Origin of the sequence: Paracidobacterium acidisoli (assembly GCF_003428625.2) — a bacterium.
GTDB lineage: Bacteria > Acidobacteriota > Terriglobia > Terriglobales > Acidobacteriaceae > Paracidobacterium > Paracidobacterium acidisoli.
Genome location: NZ_QVQT02000007.1, coordinates 203,440 through 224,013 on the forward strand (window position 1 = coordinate 203,440; position 20,574 = coordinate 224,013).

Genomic DNA, 20,574 nt, shown 5'->3' on the forward strand with positions numbered 1-20,574 from the left:
TGCTGCCGGTCCTTGAAAATTGAGATCCCGATAATCTCCCGGGAATAAGAGCCCGAATCAGGTCGATAATGCGTGACCGATATATTCTAAGAGAGCTCAGCCATGCGCAGGTGCGATACCCTCATCCGAAATGCAAATCTGCTCGACGGCAGCGGCACTGCCGCCGAACGTATGGACGTCGCTCTCAGCGGCGATCTCGTCTGCGACATCAGCCCCTCTCTGTCATACGATGCTTCCTCAACCATAGACGCGCACGGGCTGACGCTCGCACCTGGATTTATCGACGTTCATACGCATGACGATACCAGCGTGATCCGCAATCCGGGAATGCTGCCCAAGCTGTCGCAGGGCGTAACCACTGTGATCGTCGGCAACTGTGGCATCAGCGCCGCACCCGTGCAGCTACAGGGTGAGCCACCCGATCCCATGAACCTCCTCGGCGGCACCGATGCCTTTCGTTACCCTACCTTCGCCGCGTATGTGGCAGCCGTCGAAGCTGCCAGGCCGGCCGTGAACGTCGGCGCGCTGGTGGGGCACACCGCCCTGCGCAACAATCACATGGACCGGCTCGACCGCACTGCAACGGAAGCGGAGGTCGCTGCCATGCGCCGGCAGCTTGAGGAAGCGCTTGCCTGTGGCGCTCTCGGCCTCAGCACCGGTCTTGCCTATCTGTCTGCGAATGCTGCCTCTACCGAAGAAGTAGTGGCCCTCGCTGAGCCGCTGGCATCGGCAGGCGCGGTCTACACCACGCACATGCGCAGTGAGACGGAGACCATTCTCGATGCCATGCACGAGGCATTTGAGATTGGACGCCTGAACCGTATCCCCGTTATCGTCTCTCATCTCAAATGCGCCGGCATCGCCAACTGGGGACGCAGCGGAGAAGTGCTCGAAGCCCTCGACGCGGCGCGCGCCTCACAACACATCGGATGCGACTGCTATCCCTATGCCGCCGGCTCGAGCACGCTCGATCTGCGCCAGGTCGATGAGCGCGTAAAGATCACCATCACCTGGAGCACACCGCATCCCGAGGCCGCAGGCCAAACCCTTGCTGAGATTGCCGCCGCCTGGAACACGACGCAGCCTGAAGCGGCACGGCGTCTTCAGCCTGCAGGAGCCATCTATCACAGCATCTCCGAAGAGGATATGCGCCGCATTCTGCAGCATCCCGCCACCATGATCGGCTCCGACGGCCTGCCGAACGATCCCCGGCCCCATCCCCGTCTGTGGGGAACCTTCCCGCGTGTTCTTGGCCGCTACAGCCGTGAAGAAAAGCTGCTCTCTCTGCCGGAAGCAATCCACAAAATGACCGGGATGCCCGCGCAGCGCTTCGGCCTCGCAAAGCGGGGACTGATCCGCCAGGGATACTATGCGGACCTGGTGCTCTTCGATCCTGACAAAATCATCGACACGGCTACATTCTCCGATCCTGTCAGTCCATCCAAAGGCATCGCCGGCGTCTGGGTCAATGGAGTTCTCTCCTTCACCGATCAGGGCGCTGCCGGAAAAAGAAACGGACGCTTCCTGTCTCGCGGCAAAACCACATGGGTTCAGTAACAAAACCATTTCAGGAGCACACATGAGTATCAAGCGGTATGGCACGGAAGGCGGTAAAGGCACAGGCGGCCAGCATCTGCCATTTGCGCGCGCGGTCGAGGCCGACGGCTGGCTGTATGTTTCCGGTCAGGTCGCAATGGTCAGCGGCGAGGTCGTAGTCGGCAATATCGTCGCGCAATCCGAACAGGCCATTCAGAATCTGCTCTCCATCCTCCGCGAAGCCGGTTATGGTCCGGAGCATGTCGTCCGCTGCGGTGTCTGGCTCGACGACCCCCGCGACTTCTCTTCTTTCAATGCGGTCTTTAAAAAGCACTTTGGCGAGCATCCTCCCGCCCGGGCCTGCGTCGTTTCAAGCATGGTCGTCGACTGCAAAGTGGAAATCGATTGCGTCGCCTACAAAGCGCCGTCGCACTGATCGATACTCTGAACCTGCAAGCGCATTCTCTTTTTTTTGACTGGAGCGTCACGGCTGTGCGCCTATGATCGATCATCACAGTATTTTTCTGCTTGTTTCGGCTCTCGCTTCCATCATCGGCCTCATTGTGCTGATCGCCGTTTTCAAGCTGAATCCCTTTCTTTCCCTCTTCATCGCCTCCCTGTCGCTGGCTCTGGTCGCAGGCATGAGCCTTCAGACCATCGTTCATTCCTTCGAGCTGGGCGTGGGCGGTACGCTGGGACACATTGCCATCGTTGTGGCGCTGGGAACGATGCTGGGCAAGATGATGGCCGAATCAGGCGGCGCTGCACAGATTGCGCACACCCTCATCCGCCTCTTCGGCGAAAAGAATATCCACTGGGCCATGGTCGTCATCGGCCTCATCGTCGGTCTGCCCGCCTTCTTTGAAGTGGGCTTCGTGCTGCTCATTCCCATTGCATTCACGGTGGCGCGGCGAACGAAGAAGTCGCTCATTCTGGTGGGCCTGCCTATGGTGGCCGGCCTTTCCGTCACCCACGGTCTCGTCCCGCCACATCCCGCAGCTCTCATGGCGGTGAGCATTTACAAAGCAGACGTGGGCCGCACCATCTTTTACGCGCTGCTCGTCGGTATTCCCACGGCAGTGATCGCGGGCCCTCTCTACGCGAAGCTCATTGCGCCGCACATCCATCTCTCCGACGAAAATCCCATGGCGGCAGAGTTTGTCGACCACGGCTCCGAGCAGAGCCTCCCTGGATTCGGCCTCACTCTGCTCACCATTCTGCTGCCGGTATTTCTTATGTTGGCAGGCAGCGCGGCAGACAGTTTTTCCGCGCCGAAGAGCACGCTCAACCAGTGGCTGCATCTGATTGGCGACGACAGTATGGCCCTGCTGATCGGCGTCCTCTTCAGCTTCGTCGTTCTCGGAAGAATGCGGGGCTTTACCTCCGACACCATCCTGCGTTTCAGCAACGAGTGCCTGGCGCCCACTGCAATGATCACGCTCCTCGTCGGCGCAGGTGGAGGCTTTGGACGCATCCTGCAGGACAGCGGCGTCGCGAACGCCATCATCGCCGTCGCCCTGCACAGTCACATTCCTCTGCTGCTGCTGGCATGGCTTCTGGCCGCGCTGATGCGCCTCGCCACCGGTTCTGCGACGGTGGCCATGACCACCGCCGCCGGTATCGTCGCGCCCATCGCAGTGCACAGCGCCGTTCATCCTGAGCTGCTGGCCATCGCCACCGGCGCCGGCTCTCTGATCTTCTCTCATGTCAACGACGGCGGCTTCTGGCTGGTCAAGGAGTACTTCAACATGAGCGTCATCGAGACGATCAAAACCTGGTCGATCTGCGAAACTATCATCTCTTTTGCCGGACTGGCCTTCTGCTTTCTCCTGTCGCTGGCGCTTCACTGATCGTGCGTGGCGGGCCGTTATGCAGACGCCTGACTATCCTGAGCAGCACCGTTTAGATATCACCAGGTGCGTCCCATGCAAATAGTTATATTTCAATGAATCGTTGCGCTGGCCAGTTGGTTTTCGCGGACCGTCCTCGTTTTACCAACAAAAGAGTCAGGCAAAAAACTCGCTCTCAGCATCCGGAGCTGCACTGAGACGATCCTGCCTGTCTGCTTCCTGCTTCGTATGCCTTTGAAGCGTGGAAGAGAAGGACGAGCTGCAACGCACCCATGTACCACCTTCCTGTCATCCGCTGGAAAGCTATCATTCCAGTCTTCCTGGCAACCTCGGATTCGCCGGCGAGGCTCCGGCTCCACTCGCAGTGGCGAGTCTGCATATCGCGCTTACTTAATGTAAGGAGAGAACGAATGCGCCTGTCTGCAATGAAGAACCTGCTTGCCGTCGCGGCTATGGCTGTCGCGGTCTCACTGCCCGCAACCGCTCAGACCGTTTCAAGCCAGATCAGCTTTACCGAGCCCGTTCAGGGCATTACCGAAAATCCACTCACTAACCAGATCTATGCCGTTGTCACTCTTGGCGCCGGAACCTCCGACGCCCTTGTCGTCATTAACGGCAAGAGCGATACGGTGACCGCTACGATACCGATCCCGAATGGCTCGTACGTTCCCGCTGTCGACATCCTCACCAACCGCGTTTTCGTTACCAACTGCACCTTTTCGCCGCTGTCGTGCGGAGTGACCGTCGTCGACGGATTCAAAAACAAAGTCATCACGACCATTCCTGTAACCACGACCACGGGTGATGGCCTCCTTGGCATCACCGCCGACCCGCTGAGAGGCAAAATTTATGTCTCGAACGGCAGCGATCATGTCGTGGATGTGATCAACGCCTACACCAACACGCTTACCGGAAAGATCACCATAGCCGGCGAGCCCTGGGGGCTGGCGATCAACCCGGACAACAATCGGCTCTACGTCACTCTGGGCGGCAGTGAAGTGGCGATCGTCGATCCGGCGACGCAGGCAACTCTGCAGACCGTCACCGTAGGCGAAGATGACTATAATGTCGCGGTCAACTGGGTTAGCGGCAACGTCTTTGTTCCGAACACGCTCTTCGGCTTTTCCACAACGGCTGTTCTCGATAAGAAAGGCAATGTCCTCTCGCAGGTGCAGGTCGGCGAAGCGCCTGAAGGCGTGGACGTGGATCCGATCACGAACCTCGCATTTGTAGCCAACTCATCCGATAACACCGTTACGGTGATCGATGGCAAATCGAACACCGCCACGGCGACTGTCGGCGGTATTCCTGCATTCTTCCTGGTCGCAAATCCTGCCACGCAGAAGGTATACATCTCTGGCGGAGAAACCGTGACCGTCATGACCGAAAAGTAGTTCACCACAAAGGGCGAGGCAAAAATGCAGATGCCTCGCCCTTTCCATCTCCGGCCGCAATCGTATTCCACCTGGCCCAAAACCCTTCGACGAGGTGGCGAGACTATCGAGCGCTGCTTGCCGTCTCCGTGGTCCCTCTCAGCTGCTTCTGCATCCAGCCCGACAAACCATCCTGCCGCCAGGCATTCAGATGAGCGAGGGTGTCTTTATACTGCACAACATCCTCGCGCTGTGGCGCGGCTGCGGCCATCCGCTCTCTGGCCGCGGCAGGCGTCTCCGGATCATCCATGATCTGCTGGATGCGCAGAGCCTTCAGCTTCAGGTGCGGCAGATACGAGACGGGATCGAGGCCCGATACATCCCGAAGAAACTGCGGCTTCAGATAATCCGCGCGCTCGTCTGCATGAAGCTCAGGCGACTCCTTCAGCCAGTCCGGCCAGTCACCCCAGGGATTGAGCAGGTCCAGAGCGACGATGCGGGGATCGGCCGAGGCCGCAAGCACGGCAACCGCTCCGCCCGATCCCTGCCCGTACATACCGGCTCGGCTCACATCAATGTCGCCTCTGCTTCCCAGATAGTTCAGAATCATCTCGACATCATGCGTGGTCGTCGCCAGAGTCTCCTGCAGATTGCTGACGAACCATTCCTTCATCGGCCTTGGCGCATGACGCCGCTCGCCCGACAGCTCGGACACAAAACCCACAGCGGCAAATCCTCCCTGCGTGGCCTGCCGGCACCAGACGTCGCTCCGAAAGCGCTCCGTATCGAAATAATAGTCATACAGATAAAGAACGACCGGAGGTTTCACCACGCCATCCGGCAGCACCACGTACAGATCAACAGGATCATTCGGCCTCCACTGCACCCGCCAAAGCTCGCGCGTATATCCCGTCTCTTTGTATCTTCCCAGGAGCACGGCATGATATGCCGACGCCGTCAATCCGCTCTTCTGCAGCGAAAGCTCCGTCCAGCTCTCACCCCATTTGGGCGTCGTGGAAAGATTCCCCGCAACAAAAGGCGATGCGGTCGCGCCTGCAGCTCCGGGGCTATCGGATGTCTGCGCCGTCTGCGCGCAGGCTGCCGTGGCAACAAGCAATGAACATGCAATCCATGCGGTGAGTCTGCAGAACATAGGGGGGGTCCTCCTGAAACCGAATGCGTTGAAGAGAGAGTGAGAGAGGCGGAAAGGCACACCATTTCACAGCCATCACCGGGTCAGCAGCAAAAATACAGCCGGGCAGGCCCACCTGGTTTGGCGGACCTGCCCAATTCGTTGCCTTCAGAAGTGAAGCGTGTTAATTGCGATGGTCGATATAGGTGCTGCCGGTGGTCGTCTTGTAATCTGCATCCACCGCGCAGGGAATCACTACGCCGCCCACATCGCCGCCTGCCTCGGTCGTCAGAGCCGTCGGGTTCGAGGCGCATTCGCCGTTGATGGGCGTAGCCGGCATGATCGTCCCGGCTGGAGGAATAAAGTGCGACCGCTCCACTTTAAGATTCACGGTCGTACCGGCACTCGCTACATAGTAGGGGACGAAATCCGGATGCATTGGCGTGGTAAACGATGCGGCGCCCTCCGCCAGGTTGAGAGTTGCAGTGCTGAGCGAGGAGTTGACGTAGACCAGCCGCAGCAGCGACCAGATTGGGTAGGTTCCGTCCACGATATGCGGGAATTTTACGTTGGCGAGCTGGGTAGCAGTGGTAGGAATGGTGCCATTCAGAGTGGTATAGCTGGTCAGCAGAGGATCGACGCCATCCACCGTAAGATACTTATCCGTTGAGGTTGCCGCTTTAAAATTGGTGACACCCCAGAAAGCATAGCCCAGCGAATCGTTATTTCCAAAGACCGCCGAGACCTCCTGGCCGGTGCCGATCGCGCGCTTGCGGAAGCTGGTGAAGTTTGTATTCTCGATGTTCATGGGATTCGACCCAACGGCCGATCCGCTGCAGTTCTTCTGGCTGGAAGGCTGCTCCTCACCCACATCCTGCGAGGTCTGGAGCTCCAGGGAGTTAGGAATGTTGTACTCCATCGTGTTGTAGGTGCCGGAGAGCGGCTCCCGGATGAAGACCGTGGTTGGTTCTGATGTTCCGGTAGCTCCTGGTGTCAGAGCATCCCGCGTCTCGCCGATCGAACCGTCCAGATAAAGGGCCAAGGTGGAGCGGTTCAGATTGGTAATGCTGGTATTGTTGAAGCCCGTGCCGCTGGCATCGGTGCTGTGGACAAAGACAACCACCGGGTCCGCGCCGACCGGCTGCGTAAAGAAGGTAGCAGGGAGGGTGAAATCGAGAGCATGGAAGCCGGTACCGGGATTGGTCTCGCTCTCGATGTTATCGCCGGCAGTGTAGCCAAGACCTTCATATTGCGTGGTGGTAACGGAGCCATACGTTGCCGGAATCGGAGTGCCGCACGTAGTGAGCGCACGAGCCGTCGCAAACTCGGCGTCCTCTGGGCGGATATCCGTCCCGGCAACATTCGGCGCACCGTTGAGAGCTGATGCAACCATAGCGGGAAGAGCGAACTCAGTAGGCTCGATCAGATTGGCTCCGGCGGTTCCCACCGCCGACGTATAGCTGATCGAGCACTTGGAAGCGGTGCCGTTGAAGAGGCAGCGGTCGCCGACAACTGAGTCGGTCTGCAGATAACCATAAACCGCTACAGGAACTACATTGCTGCTGCAGGTGCTTCCGGTCGGCGCAAACCACACCACCCAGGCGTTGCCGGTGTCGGTGTTGGTGCCCGAGCTGGTGTCGGTGGCCACCACCAGGCTGCTGGTGCTGGTCGACCAGGCGCAGGCTACTGCTGCGCCCGGCGGCAGCGAAAGGGTAAAGGCGGCTTCGCCGAGCTCGAGGAAGAGGCCCGAGGAGCCGATGGCGTTGACATCCGGTGAAGGTTGCGCGTTGGAGCTGGCCGGAAGTGCAACGAAGAGCACGGCGGCAAGGAGGATGAGGATTCGATTAGCGAGCTGTTTCACGAAATTTCTCCCTGGTACTGCGTGTCATCAGGTTGGGGGGGCATCCTGTCCTGCAGTCTTTGGAGACCACAAAGGCGGGGACCGGTATCCAGACGGCGCTCTGTCCGCGGTGAAGAGAGAGCCTTCTGAGCGCTTTTGTGGTTGAAACGGGGAGCAGAGTCTTAAAACAACTGCCGCCTGTGCGGATTCACCGAAAGATCATGGCGGTTTAACATCTCCGCTGGCCGCATAAATCGCCTAACTTGTCAAGATAACTGAATAAGTTAATTCTTAACTTATTCTTTGTAACTTCGCACTTACAGTCAATACGACAGAAATCAATCCATTCGGCTGCAGCAAAAATCCATCTCGCCTCATCGGACAAAAAAGGCCGGCAGGAGATCTCTCCTGCCGGCTGAGAGGCCGACTGACAATCGAAGCGCTTTACGGCTTCGTTCCCTGAGCTGCATTCTGCACAGCGATGGAGGTTGGTGTAACGGTAGGCGCAGCAACTCCGATGAACTCCACCAGCGCATTGTTGCCGGGCGCACCGGTGCCACCGGAGCTGTTGACATCAGGATTCATGAACCACAGGTTGCCCGAGCCATCCACCACCAGGCCGGGTTGGCTTTGAGCGCTCCTGATGTTGGCGCCACTGATAATGGCGCTCATTCCGGTTGCGGCGCTCTCGGCACTGCTGGAACCGGTATAGCCCGCGTCCGGAGTGATCAGTGTCTGGGTGGAAGGATTGACGGCCTCAAGTGCATCAACATAATTTCCTGTGCCTGCATCGAATTGGCTGTTGATCGACCAGAGATTCCCTGCTCCGTCTACGGTAAGGGAAGCCCCGCAATATCCAGATGGAATCGGCAGAGTGGCGGTTGGCCCTGTCAGCTTCGAGGCATTGAACACCAGATAAGACCCTGGGTAGTTATTGGGAATCGGGTTGCTGTTCGGCGGCGCAGGGGTCCCGGAGATCGTGATCGTAACCGAAGCTACGGGACTGCTATAGCTGCTCCCGCTCCGGCCCTGGTTGATAGCGTTGATCACCTCCGAGGTAGAGACAACGATCGGATTCGTGTACTGCTTCGCAGTTGGAGACGTGTTGGGGTCGCTGCCGTCCGTAGTGTAGATGATAACGTTCCCCTGAATGTACTCCATCTGTGGGCTGGAGTAGGTGCCTGTCGGGAGATTAAAGGTCGGAGGAGCCAGCTGCGGCAGGTTGCAGGCATACATGTTGCCACCCGTACCCGCGGCCAGCGAGTTTGTATAGACGCCGTTGTAGCCGCCCAGCGTAGTTCCGCTGGAGGGAACGGTGTCGAAGAGACCGGTACCCGTGCTGTTGCTGCCAACAGCCCACAGGCTTCCATTCGAGTCAAAGGTCAGAGAGAAAAGGCCGCCATTGGCCCCCGTTACGGTGTATTGGCCGTTATTCACAGGATCGGATGTAACAAACTGGATTGTCGTGGCGCCGTTTCCTGTCTCCCAGACACTACCATTCCCGTCAATAGCCAGATAATCCTTTGAAACAGGCACCCCCGGACCTTCCGTGACAACAGACAGACTAGAAATTGGGAACCAACTGGAGGGCGGCACAGGCACTGCCGAAGGCGAGATGGCCAGCTCGTTGCCATGATTAGAGTCATTCTCGCCCTCCCACAGGTTTCCGGACGGATCGATGGCAAACGCAAAGGGTTGTTGCATTAAGCCAGCGAGACCAGAGTCTTTGGGGTCATAATAATTTGGCCCAAACCCGCCGTAAGAGCTGTTCCCCAGATTGGTCTCGTCCACAAAGATCGATCCACCGACTAAAGAGGTGGGCGGTGTCAGAGCCTCTCCCAGCGGATCGAAGCCCGCTATCATGCCTGTGTCAGGCCAGGGTGGACTGCTTGCGTAAGCGGAGATCCATAGATTCCCGCCGCCATCAATCACCAGTGCGTAATTACCAAGTGCCTCCGAGGCGTCAGAAGAGTAGTCGATGCCCAGACCCGCACCGGTGAAGGTGAGCGCCAGGGTCAGGTCCGTTGGCGGAGTGCCGGCGTCGAGCACGGTTGCGTAGGGCGGGTTCGTCGCCGGAACCAGGCCCAGCAGCGCGGCCACGCTGATACCGTTGCTGCCGGGGTTCTGCGCGATGTTCAGCGCCGCCTGCAACGTGTCCGCGGGCGTGGTGCCGCCGGTCGGGGTCGCCGCGGGAAAGAGCGTCGCGCAGCCGCTGCCGTCGAGGCTCTCCACACACGAGGCGAGGATATCCGCCAGCGCATTGATGCGCGCCTGTGGCACCGTGCTGGTGTTCAGGCTGTCTGCCGGCACAACATTGTTGGTGCTGTTGACCGCGCCGTTTGGATAGGTGTCACCGTAGTTGCTGCTCCATCCGGTGGGGTTCCTCGGATCGGAGCCGCTGTAGAACGGCGTGATCGTCCGCGCCGTGCCTGCAGCAACGCCGTAGGTATCGGTCGTGCCGAAGACATTCACCAGATTGTTCACCGTGCGGAAGGCATTCGCCATGCCGAGGTAATTGCAGGAGGAGCCGCCCACCGTCGTGACGCCGCCCGTGGCGCATGTAGCCGCCGGCGCCGGCGCTCCGATCGCGATGCCCGGGCCCGTCGAGCTGAAGCTGGAGAAGCCGGCCAGCGCATAGGCCGAAGCGACGGTGGTGACCTCATTGATGGTTACGGTGGTGGACGCGCTGACGTTGCTGCACGCGCCCAGTGCCGTCATCAGAGCGATGCCGTTATTCGCGCTTCCGCTGCTGCCGAAGCTGCCTCCGGTGGCCACCAGATACAGCAGATCACCCGGCGCTGCAGGGCAGGTCGCGGGCAGCGTCAGCGAGAACGTGCCGTCATTGCCGCTCTGGACAGCCGAGCCAAGCAGTGTTGGGCCCATATTTCCGGTTCCGGAGCCGCCGTAGCCCGTCGTTCCGGCCGCGTACAACTGCACGCTGGCTTTGACGATCGGCGTGGTACTGCTCAGGACAGTTCCGGTGAGCAGGGGACCTGACGCGCCGACAGTGAACGCCACTCCGTTACTGGCCGTTCCATTCACCGTGACCACCACGTTCACGTTGCCTACGGTCGCCCCTGTGGGGACGGTTGTCACAATCGACGTGTCGCTCCAGCTCGTGGCCGTCGCCGTCGTGCCGCCGAACGCCACCGTGCTCGATCCCTGGCTCGCGCCAAAGCCCGTGCCGGTGATCGTAATCGAAGTGCCCGCTGCGCCCGAGGTCGGGCTGAGAGTGGTGATCGTGGGAGCCGGAACGCTGACCGTGAAGGCCACTCCGTTGCTGACCGTTCCGTTCACCGTGACGACCACGTTGCCTGAAGTTGCGCCCGTGGGAACCGTCGTCGTAATGGAGCTGGCGCTCCAGCTCGTGACCGTAGCCGCCGTGTTGTTGAAGGTCACCGTGCTCGATCCCTGGCTCGCGCCGAAGTTCGTGCCGGTGATGGTGACCGAAGCGCCTACCGCGCCCGAGGTCGGGCTGAGAGTGGTGATCGAGGGAGCCGTGGAGGTGACCGTGAAGGCCACTCCGTTGCTGGCTGTTCCATTCACCGTAACAACCACGTTACCTGAAGTTGCGCCCGTGGGAACCGTCGTCGTAATGGAGCTGGCGCTCCAGCTCGTGACCGTAGCCGCCGTGTTGTTGAAGGTCACCGTGCTCGATCCCTGACTCGCGCCGAAGTTCGTGCCGGTGATGGTGACCGAAGCGCCTACCGCGCCCGAGGTCGGGCTGAGAGTGGTGATCGTGGGAGCCGTGGGAGCGTTGATGGTGAATGCCGCTCCGGCGGATACAACTCCGGATTCCGATACCGTCACGGTTGCCGCTCCGGCGGTCGCGATCAGACTGGCGGGAACTGCAGCCGTCAACTGCGCTGCAGTCTTATAGGTCGTCGTCAGGGCCGTGCCGTTCCAGTTCACGATCGCGCCGGAGAGGAAGTTCGCGCCGTTGACCGTGAGCGTGAAGGCCGCGCCGCCAGCCGTAGCCGATGCCGGAGAAAGCGACGAAATGGTCGGCGTCGTCTGTGTTGTCCCGGTAATGGTGTAGGCCGCCGTCGCCACGGCGCTGTTCGCATAACCCGACGCAACCGCGATGGCATTGATGGTCTCCGATGCGGAAACGCTGATGGGCGCGCTGTACTGCGTCGAGCTCGCGGTGGGCGTGCTGCCGTCCGTGGTGTAGTAAATCGCAGCGCCGGTCGTCGTATCGCTGATCGTCACCGTCTGCACGGAGTTATAGGTTCCGGCCGCGGGCGAGAAGGCCGGCGTGGCCGTCTTCGGCAGATTGATGGTATAGGTCGCTGAAGCCACCGCGCTTGGGCTGTCGCCCGGAGCAACGGCGAGCGCGCTGAGCGTCTCCGTCTGTGAGATGGTCATGGGCTGCGTGCACTGTGATGAGGAAGAACTCGGCGCGCTGCCGTCTGTCGTGCAGTAGAGCACCGCGCCCGCAGTCGTATCGCTGACCGTCACCGTCTGCGAAGAGCCATAGGTTCCGCCAGGAGGCGTAAAGGTCGGCGTCGCGGTGGTCGTCTTCATCGATCCGCCGCTGCAGCCTGCAATCGTCAACGCTCCCGCCAGAACTCCGGCGAACCACACAGCGCGCATGTCCATCCTCTTTGACAGACCCTGCAACACGCCGCCTCCATGACTCCCAACTGCTTTCATGCTTCCCTGACCTTTCATGGCACCTGAAACTGCTCTGCGCTGAGCGCACGCTTCGGGGAAAGCATGCCGCCGCCTGTATCTCGATTCCATTCCTGCAGCATTCGCCAATTGCGGCCAGCTGCTAAAACGCTTCCTTCCGCCGCATAAACTCTTAACGCAGAGTCCTCGCGCGAACGGGAACAAATAGTCCAATGACAGAACGGAAAGGAGGGTGATTTCCCAACCACCACCGGCAAATTTTCCCTGGAGATTTCTTCAGATGGCTTTCGTCTGAGACAAGCGGCAGACGCCGCGCAGAAATAACTCACTCAGACATTACGGAATGACGAGGCGCTGCCTCATAGATATAAGAGACAAGCCCGCGCGGAGATAACAATTCCATGAATTTTCCCCATCCTTAGTTTGACTGCAGCAAATAGAGACCCCATGCCTGATTCGGCGAGCCCGTCTTATCCACTCCGATTAAGAAGACAGCAAACTTCTCATTCATCTGGCCCGCAATCGCGACAGCCGGAAACGAGTACGTCCTGCCGGTGGTATTTCCCGCAAAGCCCGATCCAACCCATACGGTCGCCTGCGGAAACAGACCGTTATTCGAGGAGTCCTGGCTCCCGAGATCGACGGCAAAATCGCAGTTGCCGTAACCACCATTGGCCTGCACGGCCGGGTCCGCGGGATTATTGCCGGGAAAATCTCCGCCGTAGACCATGGTGCCGTTCTGTGGCGGCAGCGACTGGCACGCAGACGGCATAGTCGAAAAACCAAACGAAGCGATCGATGACGACCAGATGGCGTCGCTGGTGCCGCTTCCGTACACAACGCCTAGATACTGCGCGCCGGTGAGAGAGCTTACGTCGACTGGACTGGATGGCTGCGGCAGACCGATCGCCCCGGTACCGGCGCCGAGAAACGGCTGATAGGTCGCGTTTTTGTTGCTGCCTGTCGTGTTATTTGCCGCGTTGCCGGCGAAGCTCCCATTGTTCTCGAGCAGAAAGCCGCCCGGACCGATGCCGACGATTGCGCCCGGAGAGATCGTCTCATTGGCGCCCGGATTGGTAATCGTCAGTGGATTCGGCGCGCTGATGGTGTTGCCATAAAACGTGGGCGAGCATACTCCATTGAGCGAAGTAATCGCAGGCGGATCACCAGACAGGTCGGCATAGGTGGCGACCTGTGTCCCGCTGCTCAGGAATTGCTGAATGCCGCTGAACTTCACCGTGGAGCCGCCCGTTCCGATACTGACTTTCCCATAGGCAGTTTGCGTGTCGGGGTTCCATATAGCCACACTGGGAGCGGTGTTGCTGCCATACGATCCAGGGATGGTGACGAACTGAAAGATCTCAGCGCTCTTAAAATCAGGACAGGACGCAGCGGCCACCAGGGGAACGAAAGGCATACCCTGCAGCTGCACCAGACCTCCGCCCTGGCCGGCCAGCTCAATCGCATAGTTGCCGCCTTTCGGCGGATCGTAGCTGAAGGGCCCGGTATTCCCTGAGTAAGACAGACCATAAGTTCCGTGCGAGTAGGTAATCCCGAAGTTGAGAAGTCCGCGCGCCAGTGTGGTAAAGCCGCCGGAGTAGTTCATCTGCGGTCCGTCCTGCGTATGGCTGAAGGCATAGGTGAACTGAGCAAATGTCTTCGCCGTGTCATCAATGGTGTAAGTAGCCAGAACGGACGAGTCGCTGAAATTGCCTGGTCCGCCATATCCTCCCGACACCACACCTGCGAAGTACGTCCGCAGAGTGCTCTGCGTAACCGGAGGGACGCTGGCGGTGGCGGGCGCGCCGCCTTTGGTGCCGCAGCCCACAGTCAGTCCCGCGATCAGACTGAACAGCGCCAGCATGCGTAGCATTTCTGCCTTCTTCGCTTTCACTCTTCGTGTCGTTTTCATCGCATCAGCCTCAGAAGGTCCCTTTCAGCCCAAACTGCAGAATGCGCGGATCGTGCGCATCCACAGGGTGCAGGAATGAGTTGCCGGCGAGGCAGCCTGACGCGCCCGCGGAATAGCCGGTCGCAATGCCTCCATAGCAGTTCGCGACGTTGTTGCCGCTGTTACCCGGATGAGCCGGGTCGTAAATCCGGAATTGTGTGTGGTTGAAGACGTTGTAGGATTCCGCGCGAAATTCAATGTCGAGCTTCTCGTGGAAGGACTTGAAGTGCTTGAGCAGCGACATATTGAAATTGGTGCGCGCCGGGTTGCTCAGCGAGTTCCGCCCTGAGTTGCCAAACGTAAGACCACGTGGCGCCGTATAGGCATTCGGGTTATACAGCAGCGGGCCGATATTCGAACCATTGCTGGCCACGGCCGGTTTAATGCCGTGTGCATCTCCGCTCCTGTCCACGTAAGACCCGATGCCCAGGTTGTCTCCCACTCCGGCATTATCCGCGGCGCCCGTTCCATCGGAGCCGCCGCCATTGATAATGCTGAATGGTGTTCCCGTCTGCCACAGAGTGATGCCGCTCAGCTGCCAGCCGTCCAGCCACGTCTTCCAGACCGGCGCGATCTGCGCACTGGCGCCCGCATCGTTGACCGGACCCGCCAGATTCGCAAACCCCTGAAGAAGATGAAACAGCGGCAGATTGTAGAGGTAGCTGATATTCAGCATCTGCCTCTCATCGAAATCGGAGCTCGCCCAGTTGGATTTCAGATCAAGCGAATTTGCGAAGTTTGCCGACGAGCGATCCGAAGCATCGTCGAGAGAGTGACTGTAGGTATAAGACACTCCGATCGTCAGCGCGTTCGTCGTCTCACGCAGTGTCGCCTGCAGCGCGTGGTACTGCGAATCGGCATTGTTGCTGATGGAGATGATGTTGGAAAACCCAGGATAAGGCCGAACCGCATCCGCGCTGATACCCAGCAGCTTTCCGCTCCCTCCGTTTCCTGAATTACCGCCCGACACAAACCCCGGATTGCCGGTGCAGGCCACAATCATATTGATGTAGCCCGGCGAGGTCGGTCCGATTCCCGGCGAGCTGGGAATCCCCGGACCAGTCGACACAATCGGGTTCGTGCCTGCAACGGAAAAGTAGTTAAAGCCGGCGCCGCTGGCGCATACATCGGAGGTGATCGGCTCGCCTGGAGCAAATGGATTCAGAGCGGGACTAAGCGGCTCCAGCTGGTTCAGATCGGCAACAGAGGTCAGATGCGTTCCCTTGGTGCCGACGTAAGCAATCTGCGCCACCACATTCTTTTTCAGCTGCCGCTCAACGCTCAGGCTCCATTGCTGCGTATAGCTGTAAAGCGCTTTGGTCGGAATCGAGGTTACATTCAGCGGGAAGGCCACGCCGCCGGCCGGGCTGATCAGGCTTCCGCACTGCGCTGCGCCTCCCTGGCAGGAGTACCCGATGGCGTTATAGGCACCTACATTATCTGCGTTTGACCCGTTCGGCGTTGGCAGCGTGGAGATATTCGACTGCGTCTCGCTGAGCACCAGAGGAGCGCTGCCGATCAGCGATCCCACATTCGCCTCATAGCCTGTGCCCTGCTCCCAGAAGAGTCCGTATCCGGCGCGAATCGCCATGCTTCCATCGCCGAATGGGTCCCAGGAGAATCCCATTCTCGGAGCAGGATGAAAGGGATAATTCTTCATGCAGCTCGCCGGAATTCCATTCACGCCGCACTGGGTCAGCCCGTTGGTGATCACCGGGCCGAGGCTGCTGAGACTGTAGGGGCCGGTTCTGCCCGAAGGAACAGGCATACCTGGAACACCCCCCTGGCCACCCGTCTTCCAGACCAGATTGCCGTGGTTTGGATCGATATAAACAGAAGAACCGAACGAAGGATTAAAGTTTTCCGGCCGCCAGTTGTAAGCCGTATTGGCCGGGTTATACCACTGGCCGAAGAAGCTCGCCCGAAGACCGGCATTGATCGTGAAGCGATGGTTCACGTGCCAGTCGTCCTGCAGATACAGCTCCGCGACCTTCACCCGGTTGTGATAGAACTGCTGGCCGCTGTCCTGGGTATAGCTCTTGATCCCGGTCTGAGCGTAACTGGGTCCTGGTCCATCGGTAGAGACAGGATTGACACCCGGACCCGCCAGAAAATCGGCGAAGGCATTCCCCGAGGTAAACAGCGACTGCTGATTGCTGAAGCCGAGCAGCCCCTGCAGATCGCCTGAGTCCGCGCCACTGACAGCGCTCAGCTCGTCCTGCCGCACATAAGATCCCGCAAAGCCGAACTGCAGATAATGGTCGCCAAATACCCTGCTCGCGTCATCCCGCAGCGTGAAGGTCGGATTGTCCTGATGCCACGGAGCATACCCGGTATCGACGGAAAACCCATGCCCGCCATATGCCCCGTTCGTACCCTGAAACTCGAGGCCAGGCATCTTGTTTCCACCAAATCCGTTGTCGAAGATGTAGCCCATCGCGCATCCCGTGAGAGGGGTTGCGTTCACACCCGTCTGCGGCGTCGTGCCGCAGAAAGGGTTGTCGGGAATCGGGGTCCAGCCATTGAGCTGGCCTGGATCATCCAGAGCCGCAGGCCGGATGAGCGAAGTCAGCCCCGGGCCCGGCTGCGGGGTCAGCGTAATGTGTTCGACCGAATAGGCAAAGCCAATACGGTTGAGAAAGGCATGAGGAAGGCTCTGCGTCAGGTTCAGCACCATATCCAGACCGGGCCCGTCGAGCTTGTTTTCGACCGTGGGAAAGCTGTTCTGCACGATGCCCCACTGCGGCGTCAGCGTCACCGTGTTCCACGCATCGTGAATAAAACGAAAGGAGAGCAACTCCGTCGGCGTCAGGTTGTGATCGATGCGGAACAGCTCTTCTCTCCAGTACGTCGGCGGAGATACCGCGCCGACAAAGCACCGTGGAAACGGAGTGGGATTGGTCGTGTTACAGCCGAACGTTGCATTCGGCTCGGGAATAATGCCCAAGTTCAGAATCGCCTGGCTCCCGTAATTGGGCGTGATCGTCCGGCTGGGCAGGATGCCGCTTCCCGCATTGGGCGCGTGCGGGCAATCCGGATACGCGGAGGGATTGAAGGTTATGGTGCCGCCAGGCACATACACAGGACATACATCGCTGAAGTTACCCTGCCGCTCCGCCATCGTCGGCACAGCCTGGTTGTAATCCACCGGCGTCTTTTCTCTGCGTATCTCCTCGGAAAAGAAAAAGAAGGTCTTGCTTTTATCTGTGTTGTAAAGATGCGGAATGAAGAGCGGCCCGCCCAGCGTCGCTCCAAAATCGAGCCTGCGATAGAGCGGTGTGTGATAAATGGACTTCCCGTGATATCCCGGAGGAGTCGGCTGCGGCTCGTCGAAATAGTTCCGCGCATTGAACATCTCATTGCGCAGAAAGCCGTACACATCGCCGTGGAACGCATTCGTGCCCGAGCGCGTGGTCACCAGCACGCTTCCCGACGCGCTCTTGCCGTACAGCGCGCTGTAATTAGAGGTCAGCACCGACATCTCCTGAATGGCGTCGATGCTCGGATACACCACCAGCGGCTCGCCCTGGCCGCGGCTGGCATTGATGCTGGTGTTCAGCACATCGCTTCCGTCGATCTCGAAGGTGTTGTACTCCACGCGGCCTCCGTTCACGCTGAACTTCGCGCTCCCGGCAACGCCAACCTTCGCCTCGTCCTGTCCGGTCTGGTTGCTCACGCCGGGCGCAAGCGTGATGAGCTGCGAAAAGTTGCGCCCGTTCAGGCCCAGCCCCGTTACCTCGTTGCTCGACAGCGTCGTCGAGATCGTCGCCGTGCTCGTCTCGACATTCGTCGTCGTCGCGCCTCCGGAGACCGTGACCTCCGTTTTGGCGGCGGCTACCTTGAGCTGCGCGTTAAAAACAAACACCTGTCCATTGGCGAGCGAGATCATCTGGCTCGATGCGCTTCCGAACCCCTGCGCCTGAATCAGAATCCGGTACTGGCCCGAAGGAAGGAACGGCACAGAGTACGCCCCGCCCGCGTCGGTCGTGGTATTCCGCCGGATCGTGCTGTCCTGGCTGATCACCTGCACCGTCGCGCTGGGAATCGCACCTCCATCCGGGTCCGTCACAGCTCCGGAGATCCGGCCGGTCTGCGCAAAGGCCGGCAAACCGTGCAACAGCACGATCAGCAAAGCAGCCGGCAGCCATAAAACACGCAAGCGAAACTTAAACACCGGAAATCCCCCAGCCTTCCCTGAAAATGACAACGGCATTGGCAGAGCCTGTCATGTCTACGGCAGGTAATAACGGAACGAGGTGAAGAACATATTGTCGATAGCCTTCGGTGTGCCGCTGAGGCCATTCAGAGGATCGCCAATGCCCTGCCACACGCGCCGCTCGGCATAGGAATACTGAATGCCCTGCTGCAGTGAGCCATGCGCTCCCTGATAGAAGCGATACCAGTAGCCGAAGGTTCCCTCCTGGATGTTGCGCGTATCCGCCTGGCAGTTGGCCGCGCTCCCGGGCACATTGCCTCCTCCATTCGGTGAAGAGACCGGCAGGACCTCGAGATAGCAGCCCGACACGTTATTATTCGGAGCGCCATAGCCGCCGAGGATCGGCTGGCCCTGCGTCGGCCCGGGCGTGATCACAAAGTAGCCGGTGTTATACCAGGCGCGCTTCGCATACTCTCCACCGTAGTAGCCATACAGCTCAAAGCGCGAAGTGGCATGCCATTCCGCCGAGCCGAGCGCCGAGCCTCCGGTCAGCAGTTCGAGCGAGCCATCGGGATGCGCGGTCGCATCCGCAATCTGCGTGGTGCTGTAGCGGCCGATGCCATCACCCGCCAGCACATGCGCTCCAATCTCGAGCTTTCTGGAGAGAAGAGCGATGCGCGCATTCGCACCCGCGCCGCCTCCTTCGGTCTTCGATGTGAAGGCCCCCAGCGCCGAGGTCGTTACCGGCTGCGTCGCGCCCGGAGGCGCCGCTCCGTTCGGAAAGACGCGCGCCCGGAAGAACCGCCCTACTCCGAAGACTTCAAAGTGGCCCCAGTTCGTTTCGTACGCCGCCTTCGCAATCAGGTCCGGCGCGTAGTTGAAGCTGTAATTCGCCGTCGGGTTATAAAGACCGCCGCCGGTGCCCGCCTGCTGGTAAGCGATCGTCGGCAGATTATGGCCGCCAATATTGAGCGTCTGCGCCTCTTCCACCGCCCCACCCAGCCAGAACCGGCTTCCAAGCTGCTTCACCACGCGAAAGCCGTACTGCCGCTCCCAGGTAAAGCCGACGTTATATTGCGCGTCAATCGTCAGCGGAACAGCTTCCGCGCGATTGTCGAGTCCATGCTGATACTCCGTGGCGAGAGACCACATCTGTCCGCCGGTCAGCGTCCATCCGCTGTTCAGTGCCAGCTGCGCCCACGCCTGGCGCTGGCGCAGCGTATAGCTGTTGCTCTGGTTATCGTTCGACGTGCTCCCCGCCGAAAGAAAATCCGTCTCGTAATATCCGCGCAGCGTCGAAGACGGCATCCTGCCTTCGGCCAGCAGAGAGAAGCGCGACTGGCGCCCGCTCGCATTGAACTCCGACAACACTCCCGCCGTTTGCCCGGCAAAGGGAATACTCGAAAACGGAGTATTCACATCGCCGCCGACGCCGCGCTGTCTGTCTACCGTTTCCGCCGCCAGAAAACCGCCCGGTGTCAGGTTCACTCCGCGAAAGCGGATGCTGTCGGGATTGGCCAGCTTTTTCGTCTCCTGCTGCGTTGCTTCAATCTTTGAGGAAAGCGTTGTCGAGTCGGTCTTCAGGGCAGCCACTTCGTTCTGCAGATCCGTCACCGCTCCGCCATTGGGCCCGATGGACTGCTGCGCCGCCTCCAGCTTTTGCTGCGCCTCCGCAGCGGCAGCGCGGGCATCCGCAGCCGCCTTCCTGGTCTCTTCCAGCTCCTCGTGGTCTGCGGCAAGCTGCTTCTGCACGGTATCGAAGCGCCGCTGCAGATCCTTATACTGGCTCGTCAGCTCGTCCAGCCGGTTGAACTTGTCGTTCAGCTGCTCCAGCAGAATCTGCTCCTGAGTTTTGGGCTTGCTCTTTGCCGGTTTGGTCACCGCCTGATTCGCGCGACTCTGGGCGTGCGCGGCAACAACGATGGCAAACAGCAGAATCACGCCACACATTCTTTTCGCGGTCATCATCCAACCTTCTCCTTCACTCACTTTTCCAGGCAGACTTCCCTCAGTCATCCCCACTCCTGATCTCTCCTGAACCTTCCGCCAGCCAAAACCTTCAGAGCTGCTCTTCGGGAGCACTCTCACTCTGTACACAGAA

The 20,574-nt window shown here is 59.6% G+C and carries 10 protein-coding genes; 4 read left to right on the forward strand and 6 right to left on the reverse strand.

Annotation, left to right across the window (positions count from 1 at the left end; genetic code table 11):
• Positions 1-102: 102 nt before the first annotated feature.
• The 4 genes from D0Y96_RS18760 to D0Y96_RS18775 all read left to right on the forward strand — a co-directional run bounded on the left by D0Y96_RS18760 (position 103) and on the right by D0Y96_RS18775 (position 4,780).
• Positions 103-1,557, forward strand: a complete 1,455-nt coding sequence (locus D0Y96_RS18760; RefSeq protein WP_117303091.1) for an N-acyl-D-amino-acid deacylase family protein — start codon at positions 103-105, stop codon at positions 1,555-1,557.
• 22 nt (positions 1,558-1,579) lie between these two features.
• Complete coding sequence (locus D0Y96_RS18765) at positions 1,580-1,972, forward strand: RidA family protein (RefSeq protein WP_117303093.1); 393 nt, start codon at positions 1,580-1,582, stop codon at positions 1,970-1,972.
• Between the two features lie 64 nt (positions 1,973-2,036).
• Positions 2,037-3,386: a GntT/GntP/DsdX family permease gene (locus tag D0Y96_RS18770; RefSeq protein WP_117303095.1), complete on the forward strand. Its 1,350-nt coding sequence runs from the start codon at positions 2,037-2,039 to the stop codon at positions 3,384-3,386.
• A 410-nt stretch (positions 3,387-3,796) separates the two neighbouring features.
• Complete coding sequence (locus D0Y96_RS18775) at positions 3,797-4,780, forward strand: YncE family protein (RefSeq protein ID WP_158562486.1); 984 nt, start codon at positions 3,797-3,799, stop codon at positions 4,778-4,780.
• A 103-nt stretch (positions 4,781-4,883) separates the two neighbouring features.
• Here the strand turns inward: D0Y96_RS18775 and D0Y96_RS18780 are convergent, their stop codons facing one another.
• From D0Y96_RS18780 to D0Y96_RS18805, 6 genes are all read right to left on the reverse strand, one after another.
• A complete protein-coding gene (locus tag D0Y96_RS18780; protein WP_117303099.1) occupies positions 4,884-5,912 on the reverse strand; it encodes an alpha/beta hydrolase family protein in 1,029 nt (342 codons plus the stop codon).
• Positions 5,913-6,075: 163 nt separating this feature from the next.
• Positions 6,076-7,752 (reverse strand): hypothetical protein, encoded by a 1,677-nt coding sequence (locus D0Y96_RS18785; RefSeq protein ID WP_117303101.1) that lies wholly within the window; start codon positions 7,750-7,752, stop codon positions 6,076-6,078.
• A 423-nt stretch (positions 7,753-8,175) separates the two neighbouring features.
• Positions 8,176-12,327 carry a beta strand repeat-containing protein gene (locus D0Y96_RS18790; protein ID WP_158562487.1) on the reverse strand — a complete coding sequence of 1,384 codons (4,152 nt, stop codon included), beginning with the start codon at positions 12,325-12,327 and terminating at the stop codon, positions 8,176-8,178.
• A gap of 457 nt (positions 12,328-12,784) precedes the next feature.
• Positions 12,785-14,239: a hypothetical protein gene (locus D0Y96_RS18795; RefSeq protein WP_147325142.1), complete on the reverse strand. Its 1,455-nt coding sequence runs from the start codon at positions 14,237-14,239 to the stop codon at positions 12,785-12,787.
• Positions 14,240-14,288: 49 nt separating this feature from the next.
• Positions 14,289-18,476 carry a TonB-dependent receptor gene (locus tag D0Y96_RS18800; RefSeq protein WP_252263940.1) on the reverse strand — a complete coding sequence of 1,396 codons (4,188 nt, stop codon included), beginning with the start codon at positions 18,474-18,476 and terminating at the stop codon, positions 14,289-14,291.
• Between the two features lie 72 nt (positions 18,477-18,548).
• Positions 18,549-20,441: a hypothetical protein gene (locus tag D0Y96_RS18805; RefSeq protein WP_117303111.1), complete on the reverse strand. Its 1,893-nt coding sequence runs from the start codon at positions 20,439-20,441 to the stop codon at positions 18,549-18,551.
• Positions 20,442-20,574: the final 133 nt, after the last annotated feature.

Coding starts and splice junctions, on each gene's coding strand:
- D0Y96_RS18760 (WP_117303091.1), top strand. CDS start 103: ATGCGCAGGTGCGATACCCTCATCCGAAATGCAAATCTGCTCGACGGC.
- D0Y96_RS18765 (WP_117303093.1), top strand. CDS start 1,580: ATGAGTATCAAGCGGTATGGCACGGAAGGCGGTAAAGGCACAGGCGGC.
- D0Y96_RS18770 (WP_117303095.1), top strand. CDS start 2,037: ATGATCGATCATCACAGTATTTTTCTGCTTGTTTCGGCTCTCGCTTCC.
- D0Y96_RS18775 (WP_158562486.1), top strand. CDS start 3,797: ATGCGCCTGTCTGCAATGAAGAACCTGCTTGCCGTCGCGGCTATGGCT.
- D0Y96_RS18780 (WP_117303099.1), bottom strand. CDS start 5,912: ATGTTCTGCAGACTCACCGCATGGATTGCATGTTCATTGCTTGTTGCC.
- D0Y96_RS18790 (WP_158562487.1), bottom strand. CDS start 12,327: ATGCGCGCTGTGTGGTTCGCCGGAGTTCTGGCGGGAGCGTTGACGATT.
- D0Y96_RS18795 (WP_147325142.1), bottom strand. CDS start 14,239: ATGCTACGCATGCTGGCGCTGTTCAGTCTGATCGCGGGACTGACTGTG.
- D0Y96_RS18805 (WP_117303111.1), bottom strand. CDS start 20,441: ATGATGACCGCGAAAAGAATGTGTGGCGTGATTCTGCTGTTTGCCATC.